Source organism: Azospirillum sp., assembly GCF_035628975.1.
Lineage (GTDB): Bacteria > Pseudomonadota > Alphaproteobacteria > Azospirillales > Azospirillaceae > Azospirillum.
This window is the reverse complement of sequence record NZ_DASPIS010000144.1, coordinates 21,161-34,369: the sequence shown is the minus strand read 5'-3', so window position 1 is coordinate 34,369 and position 13,209 is coordinate 21,161. Positions and strand designations below refer to the sequence as shown.

Below are 13,209 nucleotides of genomic sequence, written 5' to 3'. Positions count from 1 at the left end.
ACCGATGACCGCCCCGGGCCAGCGTGGCCGCAGCCGGACGGGTGCCTCGCGGGCGCCGAGGCTGGACTCGCTGGTGGTGCTGAACAGCCTGCCCGATCCGGTGCTGGTGGTGGACGGCAATGGGGAAATCCGCTTCGTCAACCTGGAAGGGCAGGAGTTCTTCGATCTGTCCGCCAACGCCATGGAAGGCATGCCGCTGCCCGATTTGCTGCCGCCTGACAGCCCGGTGATGGGGTTGATCGAGCAGGTGCGCCGCGGCAGCCGCCGGGTGTCGCAGGACGGCGTCGTCATCGATACGCCCCGCATCGGCCCGCACCATGTGACGGTGCAGGTGGCGGCCATGGGCGATCCGCCCGACCATGTGGTGCTGACCATCCATGAGCGCTCGCTGGCCCGCAAGATCGACCATTCGCTGACCCATCGCCACGCCGCGCGCTCCGTCACCGCCATGGCGGCGATGCTGGCGCATGAGGTGAAGAACCCGCTGTCGGGCATCCGCGGCGCCGCCCAGCTGCTGGAGGAGAATGCCGGCGACCAGGACCGCGTGCTGACCCGCCTGATCTGCGACGAGGCCGACCGCATCGTGGCGCTGGTCAACCGGATGGAGGTGTTCTCCGACGAACGGCCGCTGGAACGGGCCGCGGTGAACATCCACACCGTGCTGGAGCATGTGCGCAAGGTCGCCCAGAGCGGGTTTGCCCGAAAAATACGCTTTGTCGAGCGTTACGACCCGTCACTGCCTCCCGTTTACGGCAATCGCGATCAACTTGTGCAGGTTTTCCTGAATCTGATCAAAAATGCGGCAGAGGCTGCACCGGAATCAGGCGGCGAGATCACGCTGACGACCTCCTACCAGCATGGTGTGCGCATGGCCCTGCCGGGTGGCGACACGCGCAGGCATCTGCCGCTGCTGGTGACGGTTCAGGATAATGGCGACGGCATTCCGGAAGACCTGCAGTCGAACCTGTTTGATCCCTTCGTGACCAGCAAGGTGAACGGGACTGGCCTTGGTCTTGCATTGGTGGCGAAACTCATAGGCGACCATGGCGGAACCATCGAGTTCGACAGCCAGCCTCGCCGGACAGTCTTCAAGGTGTCGCTGCCGATGTACGATGATTCGAAATACGAAGACTCGAAACTTACCGGGAATTCGAAGATTTCTGACGCTGGCTCGCAGTCCAAGGGCGGCCGGGGGAGTCGTTGATGAGCGCGGCGACCATTCTCATCGCGGATGACGACCGCGCCATCCGCACCGTCCTGACGCAAGCCCTCGCCCGCCTGGGGCACGAGGTGCGCACCACCGGCAACGCCGCGACCCTGTGGCGCTGGGTTGCGGACGGGCAGGGGGATCTGGTCATCACCGACGTGGTGATGCCGGACGAAAACGGCCTGGACCTGATCCCGCGCATCAAGAAGCTGCGGCCGGAATTGCGCGTCGTCGTCATGAGCGCGCAGAACACGCTGATCACGGCGGTGAAGGCGGCGGAGCGGGGAGCCTTCGAATATCTGCCCAAGCCCTTCGACCTGAAGGAGCTGGTGTCGGTCGTCGAACGCGCGCTGAACGCCAACAACGCGCCCGCCGCCATGCCCGGCGGCGATCAGGAGAGCGAGGAACAGCTTCCCCTGATCGGCCGGTCGCCGGCGATGCAGGAAATCTACCGGGTGCTGGCGCGCCTGATGGGCACCGACCTGACGGTGATGATCACCGGCGAGTCCGGCACCGGCAAGGAACTGGTTGCCCGCGCGCTGCACGATTACGGCAAGCGGCGCAACGGCGCCTTCGTCGCCATCAATATGGCGGCCATCCCGCGCGAACTGATCGAATCCGAACTGTTCGGCCACGAGAAGGGGGCCTTCACCGGTGCAACCAACCGGTCGACCGGCCGGTTCGAGCAGGCCCAGGGCGGCACCCTGTTCCTGGACGAGATCGGCGACATGCCGCTCGACGCCCAGACCCGCCTGCTGCGCGTGCTGCAGGAGGGCGAATACACAACGGTCGGCGGGCGCACCGCGATCAAGACCGACGTCCGCATCATCGCAGCCACCCACCGCGATCTGCGCACGCTGATCCGCCAGGGCCTGTTCCGCGAGGATCTGTTCTACCGCCTATGCGTGGTGCCGATCCGCCTGCCGCCGCTGCGCGAGCGCACCGAAGACATCCCGCTGCTGGTCCGCCATTTCCTGAACATCGGCATCGCCCAAGGGCTTCCGGCCAAGAGCATCGACCAGGCGGCGATGGACCGGCTGAAGCGTTACCGCTGGCCGGGCAATGTCCGCGAACTGGAAAACCTCGTCCGCCGGTTGGCCGCCCTCTATTCGCAGGAAGTCATCGGCCTCGACGTGGTGGAGGCGGAGCTTGCCGACGCCACCCCCGCCGCCCAGCCGGTGGAAGAGCCGCAAAGCGAGGGGCTGTCGTCGGCGGTCGAACGCCATCTGAAGGACTATTTCGCCGCGCACAAGGACGGCATGCCGTCCAACGGCCTGTATGACCGCGTGCTGCGCGAAATCGAACGGCCGCTGATCTCGCTGAGCCTGTCGGCGACCCGCGGGAACCAGATCAAGGCCGCCCAACTGCTGGGTCTGAACCGCAATACCCTGCGCAAGAAGATCCGCGATCTCGATATTCAGGTGATGCGCGGGATCAAGTAGCGGTTCCGCCACGCCGCCGCAACCCGTCCGTGCCAAAATTGTGACACGTCCCAGGCACGGACGGATGCGCTCCCCAAGGCACATGTCCGTCCCTGCACCCCATATCGGCCGGCATATCGACGCCCTGTCCGAAAGACAGAGCCATTGCATCTTGGCAGGGCCGCAACAGAGGTGTATCTTTCCGGCAACAGATTAGCGCCGGACCATGCCCCTGACAACCGACACCCCTGCAGCCGGCCCGATGCCGGTTTGGCAGAAATTCCTTCAATGGTCCCGGCGGGTCGGCCTGGGCAAGCGGCTGGCCTTTGCGCTGTCGCTGGCGGCGCTCGCCGCCGGGTTCGCCACCTACGCGGCGATGACCGAAAGCGCGCCCTTCGGGCAGTCCAATCCGCGCACGGTCACGCTTCTGCTGACGCTCGACCTTGCGATCCTGCTGACTCTGGGCGTGCTGATCGCGCGGCGGATCGTGGCGATCATGATCGGCCGGCGGCGCGGGCTTGCCGGATCGCGGCTGCACACCCGGCTGGTCCTGGTGTTCAGCGTGCTGGCGGTGGCGCCGGCCATCATCATGACCGTCTTCTCGACCCTGTTCTTCTATGCCGGTGTGCAGAGCTGGTTCAGCGACCGCGTCCGCACGGCGGTGAACGAATCACTGGTGGTCGCCAGCGCCTATCTGCACGAGCACCAGCAGAACATCCGCGCCGACGCGCTCGCCATGGCCAACGACCTGTCGCAGGAGGCGCGCTTCTCCAGCGATCCGCAGCGGTTCGAGCAGGTCGTCGCCACGCAGGCGATGCTGCGCGCCCTGTCGGAGGCCATCGTCTTCAACGGCACCACCGGCGCCATCGTCGCCCGCGTCGGCTACACCTTCACCCTGGAATTCGAACCGATCCCGGAAGAGAAGCTCCAGCAGGCCCGCAACGGCGAGGTCGCGCTGATCGTCAAGGAATCCGACGACCGCGTGCGCGCGCTGGTCAGCCTGGACCGGATGTCCGACACCTTCCTCTATGTCGGCCGCATGGTGGAGCCGCGGGTCCTGCAGCACATGGCGGCCGCCGAGGGGGCGGTTAAGGAATACAGCGCGCTGGAGAACCAGCGCGGCAGCCTGCAGATCACCTTCACCCTGATCTTCCTTATGGTGGCGATGCTGCTGCTGCTGGCGGCGGTGTGGGCCGGGCTGAACTTCGCCACCCGGCTGGTCCGCCCCATCAGCGCGCTGATCGGCGCCGCCGAACGGGTGCGTGCCGGCGACCTGACCGTCCGCGTTTCGGAGCCGCCCGGAGAGGACGAGTTCGTCCTGCTGTCGCGCGCCTTCAACCGCATGACGACCGAGATCGAGGGGCAGCGGCGGGAACTTCTGTCGACCAACCGCCTGCTGGACGAACGCCGCCGCTTCACCGAGACGGTGCTGTCCGGCGTGTCGGCCGGCGTGCTGGGCCTGGATGCCGACGGCGTCATCAACCTGCCGAACCTGTCCGCCGCGCGCCTGCTGGGCGAGGACGATCCGGAGCGGCTGGTCGGTCTGCCGCTGGTCGAGCTGCTGCCGGACATGGGCGAATTGCTGGAGAACGCGCCGAAGAAGCCGGGCCGTGTCGTGCAGGACCAGATCCATGTCCGCCGGCCGGGCAAGCCGATGCTGACCCTGCTGGTCCGCATCGCCGCCGAGGTGCGTGACGGCAACGTCCGCGGCTATGTCGTCACCTTCGACGACATCACCGAACTGGTGTCGGCACAGCGCAAGGCGGCCTGGGCCGACGTGGCCCGCCGCATCGCGCATGAGATCAAGAACCCGCTGACGCCGATCCAGCTTTCGGCCGAACGGTTGCGCCGCAAGTACCTGAAGGAGATCTCCAGCGATACGGAGGTCTTCACCATGTGCACCGACACCATCGTCCGGCAGGTGGACGACATCCGCCGCATGGTGGACGAGTTCTCCGCCTTCGCGCGGATGCCGCAGCCGGTGATGAAGCCGGTCAACATCAACGATCTGGTCCGGCAGGCGGTGTTCCTGCAATCCAGCGCGCACAGCGGCAAGATTCGGTTCGAGACGCGGCTGCCGGCGGGACCGCTGACGGTGGCCTGCGACAGCCGCCAGATCTCCCAGGCGCTGACCAACCTGCTGCAGAACGCGGCGGACGCCATCGAAGGGCGCGGCCAACCCGCCGATGGGTCGGAACTGCCGCCCGGCGAGGTATCGATCGCGGTGGAGGATGACGGCGAGAAGGTCGTCGTCACCGTCGAGGACAACGGCAAGGGCCTTCCCGGCGGCGAGCAGCGCGACCGGCTGACCGAACCTTATGTGACGACGCGGGCCAAGGGCACCGGGCTGGGGCTCGCCATCGTCAAGAAGATCATGGAGGACCATGGCGGCGTGCTGACCCTGGAGGACCGCGATGGCGGGACCGGGGCGCGCGTGACCCTGGTCGTTCCACACCCGGTTGCGGCCGCGAACGACGCGGGCGGCCGTAACGACAGGCCGGCGGAGACCGGCGGAGAGTTGAGGCACGAAGCCCATGGCGCATGACATTCTGATCGTCGACGACGAAGCTGATATCCGGATGCTGATCGCCGGCATCCTGAACGACGAAGGCATCAAGACCCGCGAGGCCGCCGACGCCGATCAGGCCTTCGCCCAGGTGGCGGCGCGCCGGCCGAGCCTCGTCGTGCTCGACATCTGGCTGCAGGGCAGCAGGCTGGACGGCCTGCAAATCCTGGAACAGCTGATGCGCGACCATGCGAACCTGCCGGTCATCATGATCTCCGGTCACGGCAACATCGAAACCGCGGTGCAGGCGATCAAAGTCGGCGCCTACGACTTCATCGAGAAGCCGTTCAAGGCCGACCGCCTGCTGCTGATGGTGGACCGCGCCATCGAGGCGGCGCGGCTGAAGCGCGAGAACCAGGAACTGAAGCTGCGCGCCGGCGGCGACGCCGAACTGATCGGCCGGTCATCGGCGGTCAACCAGGTGCGCCAGTCGATCGACAAGGTCGCGCCCACCGGCAGCCGCGTGCTGATCTCCGGCCCGCCCGGCGCCGGCAAGGAGGTGGTCGCCCGCCTGATCCATGCCCGTTCCCGCCGGGCCGGTGGCCCCTTCGTCGGGCTGAACTGCGCCACCATGCGGCCGGAACGGCTGGAGATGGAGCTGTTCGGCACCGAGGCCGGCGTCGACGGCCCCGGCCGCAAGATCGGCACCTTCGAGCAGGCCCATGGCGGCACGCTGCTGCTGGACGAGGTCGCCGACATGCCGCTGGAAACCCAAGGCAAAATCGTCCGCGCCCTGCAGGAGCAGGTGTTCGAGCGCGTCGGTGGCGGCCAGCGGGTCGAGGTGGACGTGCGCGTCATCGCCACCTCCAACCGCGACCTACAGGCGGAAATCGAGCAGGGCCGCTTCCGCCAGGACCTGTTCTACCGCCTGTCGGTGGTGCCGATCCGCGTGCCTTCGCTGGCAGAGCGGCGGGAGGACATCCCGGTGCTGGCCCGCCACTTCATGCAGCGCTCCGCCGAGGCGTCGGGCCTGCCGATCCGCGAGTTTGGCGAGGATGCGATGGCGGCCCTCCAGGCCTATGACTGGCCGGGCAATGTCCGCCAGCTGCGCAACGTGGTGGATTGGCTGCTGATCATGGCGCATGGCGACCCGAAGGAGCCGATCCGCGCCGACACCCTGCCGCCGGAAATCGGCGCCATCACGCCGACCGTCCTGAAATGGGACAAGGGCGGCGAGATCATGGGCCTGCCGCTGCGCGAGGCACGCGAGGTGTTCGAGCGCGAATATCTGCTGGCCCAGGTCACCCGCTTCGGCGGCAATATCTCCCGCACCGCGTCCTTCGTCGGCATGGAGCGCTCCGCCCTTCACCGCAAGCTGAAGTCGCTCGGCGTCCATGGCAGCGAGAAGGGGAAGATGTTCATCGAGTGAGTGGTGCAATCACTTGAGGCCGACCACTTCTCACTCCGGCCGTCATTCCCGCGAAGGCGGGAATCCAGCGTTCGCATAGGAGTTACTGTCGGATAGCCTGGATCCCCGCCTTCGCGGGGATGACCTCCGCGTGAGGGGGGCCTTGCGCCGACCATATCCACGGTTACCGGAGCTCCCCTTTGTCCGCCCCCATCACCCTGCCGCGCGCCGTCATCTATGACTGGGACAACACCCTGGTCAGCAATTGGGACACCGTGCGCGAGGCGTTGAACCATGCGCTGGTGTCCTTCGGCCTCGCCCCCTGGAGTGCGGAGGAGGCGCGCGAGCGGATCAAGGCGTCGCTGCGCGACAGCTTTCCGAGAATCTTCGGCGACAGCTGGACCGATGCGCGCGACCTCTTCTACGGCTATTTCGCAGCACATCACCTGGACGGGCTGAAGCCGTTGCCCGGCGCGGAGACCCTTCTGCGCCATTTCCACGAGCAGGGCGTCTATCAGGCTGTCGTCTCCAACAAGAACGGCAAGTTCCTGCGGGCGGAAGCCGATGCGCTGGGCTGGACCCGCTATTTCGGCAAGCTTGTCGGCGCCCAGGACGCGGAGTTCGACAAGCCGCACCTCGCCCCGGTGCGGATGGCGCTGGAGCCGGCGGGGATCGAACCCGGGCCCGACGTCTGGTTTCTCGGCGATGCCGACATAGACATGGAATGCGCCCATGGCGCCGGTCTCGTTCCGGTGCTAATAGGGCTCGGCGAGGGGAGCGGCTTCGACCGTTTTCCTCCCGCCCATCGCCACACCGACTGCACGGCGCTGCAGAGCGTCCTGTGTGGCTTGGTGGATGGCAATGGTGATACCATATCCCTCCATACGGCTGTCGAGACGGTACCTGCGCGCACCAAACCTACACCGTGAAACGGGGAGCGGACCGCCTTTAGACAAGGGGTCCCAAGAACATTGAAGAAGGGGGCATGAAAAATGTCTGAAAAAAGCCAGAACGTGCAGGATGTGTTTCTGAACCACGTCCGCAAGAACAAGACTCCCGTAACCGTCTTTCTCGTGAACGGCGTGAAACTCCAGGGCATCATTACTTGGTTCGACAACTTCTCGGTACTGCTGCGGCGCGACGCGCACTCCCAGCTCGTTTACAAGCACGCAATCTCGACGGTCATGCCGGCCCATCCCATTCAACTTTTCGAGCCGCCCAAGGAAGGTGAAAGCGTCTGATCCCTTGACCAATGGTAACGGCGCGGCCCCGGAAGGCGCCGCGCGGGCCATCGTGGTCCACCCCGTCCTCCGCAACGAGGCGGACGGGGACTTGCGCCCTCCCGAATCACGGCTTGATGAGGCGATCGGTCTTGCCCAGGCGATTCAGCTGGAAGTGATCCATGCCGAATGCGCCAAGGTGAACCGGCCGCAGCCATCGACCCTGCTCGGCTCCGGCACGGTGGAGCATCTGGCACAGGTCGTGGAGGAGAACGAGGCGACGCTGGTCATCCTCGACCATGCCCTGTCGCCGGTGCAGCAGCGCAACCTCGAACGGGCATTGAAGGCCAAGGTCATCGACCGGACTGGCCTGATCCTGGAGATCTTCGGCGCCCGCGCCCGCACGCGGGAAGGCATGCTGCAGGTCGAGTTGGCTTCGCTGACCTACCAGAAGTCGCGGCTCGTCCGGTCCTGGACCCACCTGGAACGGCAGCGCGGCGGCTTCGGCTTCCTCGGCGGTCCCGGTGAATCCCAGCTCGAACTCGACCGTCGTCTGATCGGCGACCGGATCATCAAGATCAAGAAGGAACTGGAGGAGGTGCGGCGTACCCGCGGCCTGCACCGCAAGGCGCGCGCCAAGGTGCCGTACCCGGTGGTGGCGCTGGTCGGCTACACCAACGCCGGCAAATCGACGCTGTTCAACCGGCTGGCGAATGCCGACGTCTTCGCCCAGAACCTGCTGTTCGCCACGCTCGATCCCACCATGCGGCAGGTGACTCTGCCTTCCGGGCGCAAGGTGATCCTGTCGGACACGGTCGGTTTCATCTCCGACCTGCCGCACGGCCTCGTCGCCGCCTTCCGCGCCACGCTGGAGGAGGTGGATGCCGCCGACATCATCCTGCATGTCCGCGACATCGCCCACATCGACAGCGACGCCCAGAAGGCCGACGTCCATGAGGTGCTGTCCGATATGGACATCGATCCGGAAACGGACGACCGGGTGATCGAGGTGCTGAACAAGATCGACGCGCTGGACGGCGAAAGCCGCGCGGCGATCCTGGCCCAGACCGGCCGCAACCCGCGCGCGGTTGCGGTTTCCGCCTTGTCCGGCGAGGGGATCGACGACCTCGACCGCCTGCTGGACCGGCGGATGAACGTCAACCGGCAGGTGGTCGACCTGTCGGTCGAGTTGGGCGACGGTGCGGCGCTCGCCTGGCTCTATGCCAAGGGCGAGGTGCTGGAACGCCGGGACGACGAGGAACGGGCGCATCTGCACGTCTCCCTCGATCCGGCCGACCTCGCACGCTTCGAGAAGCGGTTCCAGCCGCACTCTCAGGCCTGACGGTACGGTACGACCCATGCGGCTGGGGCAACCTTAAGCGGTGCCCCGCTGCACTGGCCAAACGGAATGGGTGCAACCATCGGCTATGACCTGTTGCACCCCACTCCGGTCTTACGACGAATGCGGCGTGGTCATTTCCCCGTTGGGGTCCGATTATGGGAACGGAGCAACGCGCTCCCCCAGGAGGAGGACTGCCAATGCGGTTGCAAACCGATCCGTCGTGTTTTTCGATCACGGCTTTCCTCGCCGATCAGGTGGCTCTCGTGGCCCGTGAGGAGAAATTGCCGCCGGGTGCGGCGCTGCTGCGGTTGCAGGAGTTGTCGCGCACCCCCGAAGGACGTGCCAAGCTGATCCGCCTGATCGATGCTGCCGCGCAGCGGGAGCCGAATGCCGACGAGGCCGCGAAGATCGCCGCGATCTGCCGCGAACTGTCGGCCTGGGGCTATGGCGAGGGGCGGCGGTCCGCCGGCTTCCCCGAAGGGAACCACCGCGCCGCCGCATGATGGTGATTTGACACACGCTTGATGGATGACTGCGCGGGTGATGGCGGGCCATAATGGGCCGTTCGCCATCGCCGCGGTCTTGTCGTGCTCCGTTGCTCCTCCCGTTCCGTCCTGACCGGTGCCGGTCGCCTGCTGCCGGCCTTGCCGGTGCTTCTGGCGCTCGCCCTGCCGTCTGCGGCGCCGTATGCGGCGGAGCCCTTGCGGCCCGGAACGCCCCTTCCGCCCGGCTATGTCGAAGAGCCGGACGTCCCGCCGGAAGACCCGCTTCCGCCCCCGCCGCAACCACTTCCCCTCGCCCCCGACGAACCGCTGGTCATCGCACCGGATGCCGTCGAATTGCTGAAGGAGTGCAAGCAGCCGGCCTTCACCGACTGTTTCCGCCTCTGGCAGCCGCCGCCTCCACCGCCGGAGCCCGAGAAGGAAACCGCCGGCCCCCCGCCAACTCCACCGCCGCCACCGCGGATCGACCCCAATGCGCCGCGACAACCGGCACAGGGCGGTCCGATGCCGCCGCCGCCGCCCGATCAGGCCAAGGAGGCCGCGGCTGCAGCAGCCGACCGCGCCACGCTCGACGCGCTGTCGAAGGCGCTGAAGGACAGCGGACTGGACGGCAAGGTGCTGCTGACCAACCCCAGCGGCGGCGATCCGACATTGAAGCTGGACAGCCATCCGGCCAAGCCGGCGGCAAAGCCGTGACGGCCCAACACCACGAATGCAGTGAGAGCGTCCAACCATGACGGATTTCCCGCTTCCCGACCTCGACCGCGTATCCGACCTGATCCGTTCCGTCGCCCGGACGGAGATCATGCCTTACTTCCAGAAACTGGACGCCTCCGGCATCCGGCAGAAGACCGGGCCGACCGACCTCGTCACCCTGGCGGATGAAGCGGCGGAACGCGCGCTGACCCCCGCGTTGTCGGCCCTGCTGCCCGGCAGCCGCGTGATCGGCGAGGAGGCGGCGTCGGAGGACGAGCGCGTGCTCGACCGCATCCATGGCGACGATCCGGTCTGGATCATCGATCCGGTGGACGGCACCATCAACTTCGCCCAGGGCCGGCCCATGTTTGCGGTGATCGTGGCGCTCGCCTGCAAGGGCGAGACGGTCGCCGGTTGGATCCACGACCCGGTGGACGGGCGGATGGCGACGGCGGCGAAAGGGCAGGGGGCATGGCTCGACGGCCACCAGGTCCACGTCGCGCCGGCGGTGCCGCTGCCGCAGATGGTCGGCGCGCTGTCCACCCGATTCTGCGCCGAAGAGATGAGCCGGCAGTTGGAAGAGCGGAGCGCGGGCCTCGGCGAGCGCGCCTGCCTGTCGAGTGCCGCGCAGGAGTATCTCCGCCTGCTGGAGGGGCGGGCGCACTATTCGCTCTACCACCGCCTGATGCCGTGGGATCACGCGGCCGGCGTGCTCCTGCACGCCGAGGCCGGCGGCTATTCTGCGCTGATCGACGGCACGCCTTATCGGCCGGGGCTGCTGCGGGGCAGCATCCTGCTGGCGCCCGACCGCGACAGTTGGCGGGCATTGCATGGGCAGCTGTTTGGGTGAGTGCTGAGCGGGGCGAGCGTTTTGCCCCCACCCTATCCCTCTCCCGCGTTCCGCGGGAGAGGGGATTGGATGCTCGTCAGCGTGATGTTGCCCAAAAGCGCAGCGGAGTTCCCTCTCCCGCAAAGCGGGGGAGGGATAGGGAGGGGGCTCTTCGAACTCCCCCTCAATGCGTCATCAACGCTGGCAGCGTCAGCTCCTCCAGCACCGTGCGGGTGGCGCCGCCCAGGACCAGTTCGCGGAGGCGGGAGTGGCCGTAGGCACCCATCACCAGCAGGTCGGCGCCCTGGTCGGTGCAGCAGGACAGGATCATCTCGCCGACCTCGCCGCCGGACGCGATGACCGATTGCGGGCGGGCGGCGATGCCGTGGCGGTGCAGCCAGTCGACCAGCACGGCCGCCTCGTCGCTGCGTTGGCCGGGCGGCTCCACCGTCAGGACAGTGACGGATTGCGCCGTCTCCAGAAAGGGCATGGCGGCGCGGACGGCACGGGCCGATTCGCGGCTGTTCTTCCAGGCGACCAGCACATGCCGGCCGATGGCGGCGGTCGCCGGCTGGCCCGGCGGCAGGACCAGCACCGGGGTGGCGGTCTCCAGGGGGAGGCGGTCGGGGATGTTGTGAAGGGACACGCGTTCCCCCGCCCGGACTGCCGCCGATTGCGCCACCACGACCAGATCGGCGTAGGAAGCCCGTTCGGCCAGCAATTCGACGTGATCGCCTTCCTCGACCGTCCAGTCAAAGGACAGGCCGTTCAGCGCCTGCCGCACCTCCCGCTCGATCCGCTCGGCATTCTCGTGGGCGACGGCGGTGGCTTCCGCCATGAAGACGTATGACGCAGCCCGGCCGGTGGCGCCCGCCGGCATCGACACCGGGGTGGCGACGTAGAGCGCTTGGATATGGGCGGAGAATTGCTTGGCCAGCGCTGCGGCAACGGCCATCCGGCCGGCGTGGGCGTCGTCGTTGGCCATGTGCAGCAGGATGGTCTTGATCGGCATACCCTTGCATCTCCCGATTTATGCTGTCGCCGATCATTGGGCGGCGGAGCGGTTTTCCTCTAGGTAACGCGCCGCCGGCCCGGAAGGCAATCTCGTCAAGCTGCTGATTACTTCACCACCACCGCATACTGGTCGACCGGCGCCACCTCCTTGATCATGCCGCGCGCCTTCAGGAACTCGGCGAAGCGTGTGTAGCGCTCGGCATCCAGGGCGGCCGGGCTGTGAGAGAAGCGCGGCAGCGTGTCGGCCCAGGCGCGGCGGTTCAGTTCGTCGTTCAACTCCGGCCGGCCCTTGACGAAGGCGGCCTGCGATTCCTCCGGATGGTTCAGGATGTAGAGCGTCGCCCGCTCCACCGCCGCCAGGAAGCGCTTGAAGCGCGGATCGTTGGCCTTGGCCTTGTGGGCGACCAGGATCAGCTCGTCATAGGGCGGCACCCCTTCCTCCTCCGGATAGAAGGCGCGGCCGGGATGCTTCTCGATGTCCAGCTGGTTCAGTTCGAAGTTCCGGAAGGCGCCGACCACCGCATCGACCTGCCCCGACAACAGCGACGGCGACAGCGAGAAGTTGACGTTCACCAACTCCACGTCCTTCAGGCTCAGCCCGTGCTTTTCCAGCATGGCGCCCAGCAGCGCATCCTCGAAGCCCGCGATGGAGAAGCCGATCTTGCGGCCCTTGAGGTCCTTCAGCGTCTTCACCGGCCCGTCGCGCAGCACGACGACGGAGTTCAGCGGAGTCGAGACCAGGGTGCCGACACGGACCAGCGGCAGCCCTTCGGCCACCTGCAGGATCAACTGCGGCTGGTAGGATACGGCAAGGTCGGTACCGCCGGCGGCGACCAGCTTCGGCGGGTCGTTGGGATCGGCCGGGGCGGTCAGGGTCACCTCAAGACCGGCATCCTTGAAGAAGCCCTTCTCCTGCGCCACCACCAGCGGGGCGTGGTCCGGGTTGACGAACCAGTCCAGCATCACGGACAGTTTGTCCTGGGCCAGCGCGGGAAGCGCGGTCATCAGGCCGGCCGCCATCAGGCCGGCGGCGAACAGGTGCTTCATCGGGTCATTCTCCCCT

At 67.0% G+C, this 13,209-nt stretch carries 12 protein-coding genes; 10 read left to right on the top strand and 2 right to left on the bottom strand.

What is annotated here, in order from left to right:
* Positions 1–4: 4 nt before the first annotated feature.
* From VD964_RS29580 to VD964_RS29535, 10 genes are all read left to right on the top strand, one after another.
* Entirely contained in the window at positions 5–1,204 is a 1,200-nt protein-coding gene (locus tag VD964_RS29580; protein WP_324872002.1) for a two-component system sensor histidine kinase NtrB, read from the top strand.
* Positions 1,204–2,649: a nitrogen regulation protein NR(I) gene (gene ntrC / locus VD964_RS29575; RefSeq protein ID WP_324872001.1), complete on the top strand. Its 1,446-nt coding sequence runs from the start codon at positions 1,204–1,206 to the stop codon at positions 2,647–2,649. Before VD964_RS29580 ends, ntrC begins: the two co-directional genes overlap by 1 nt.
* A gap of 205 nt (positions 2,650–2,854) precedes the next feature.
* Positions 2,855–5,173: a PAS domain-containing sensor histidine kinase gene (locus VD964_RS29570; RefSeq protein ID WP_324872000.1), complete on the top strand. Its 2,319-nt coding sequence runs from the start codon at positions 2,855–2,857 to the stop codon at positions 5,171–5,173.
* Entirely contained in the window at positions 5,163–6,563 is a 1,401-nt protein-coding gene (locus VD964_RS29565; RefSeq protein ID WP_149221641.1) for a sigma-54-dependent transcriptional regulator, read from the top strand. The genes VD964_RS29570 and VD964_RS29565 overlap by 11 nt, the downstream gene beginning before the upstream one ends.
* Positions 6,564–6,742: 179 nt before the next feature.
* The gene (locus VD964_RS29560) at positions 6,743–7,471 is read left to right on the top strand and encodes an HAD family hydrolase (protein ID WP_324871999.1); all 729 of its coding nucleotides are present in this window, start codon (positions 6,743–6,745) and stop codon (positions 7,469–7,471) included.
* Between the two features lie 63 nt (positions 7,472–7,534).
* Positions 7,535–7,783 (top strand): RNA chaperone Hfq, encoded by a 249-nt coding sequence (gene hfq, locus VD964_RS29555; RefSeq protein ID WP_012974114.1) that lies wholly within the window; start codon positions 7,535–7,537, stop codon positions 7,781–7,783.
* Positions 7,784–7,835: 52 nt separating this feature from the next.
* Entirely contained in the window at positions 7,836–9,104 is a 1,269-nt protein-coding gene (gene hflX, locus VD964_RS29550) for a GTPase HflX (RefSeq protein WP_324872045.1), read from the top strand.
* Positions 9,105–9,301: 197 nt separating this feature from the next.
* Positions 9,302–9,607: a hypothetical protein gene (locus VD964_RS29545; protein ID WP_194914752.1), complete on the top strand. Its 306-nt coding sequence runs from the start codon at positions 9,302–9,304 to the stop codon at positions 9,605–9,607.
* Positions 9,608–9,691: 84 nt separating this feature from the next.
* The gene (locus tag VD964_RS29540; protein ID WP_324871998.1) at positions 9,692–10,303 is read left to right on the top strand and encodes a hypothetical protein; all 612 of its coding nucleotides are present in this window, start codon (positions 9,692–9,694) and stop codon (positions 10,301–10,303) included.
* 37 nt (positions 10,304–10,340) lie between these two features.
* Complete coding sequence (locus VD964_RS29535) at positions 10,341–11,153, top strand: inositol monophosphatase family protein (protein ID WP_324871997.1); 813 nt, start codon at positions 10,341–10,343, stop codon at positions 11,151–11,153.
* Between the two features lie 163 nt (positions 11,154–11,316).
* Here the strand turns inward: VD964_RS29535 and VD964_RS29530 are convergent, their stop codons facing one another.
* Positions 11,317–12,144 (bottom strand): universal stress protein, encoded by an 828-nt coding sequence (locus VD964_RS29530; protein ID WP_324871996.1) that lies wholly within the window; start codon positions 12,142–12,144, stop codon positions 11,317–11,319.
* A 107-nt stretch (positions 12,145–12,251) separates the two neighbouring features.
* A complete protein-coding gene (locus tag VD964_RS29525; RefSeq protein WP_324871995.1) occupies positions 12,252–13,193 on the bottom strand; it encodes an ABC transporter substrate-binding protein in 942 nt (313 codons plus the stop codon).
* Positions 13,194–13,209: the final 16 nt, after the last annotated feature.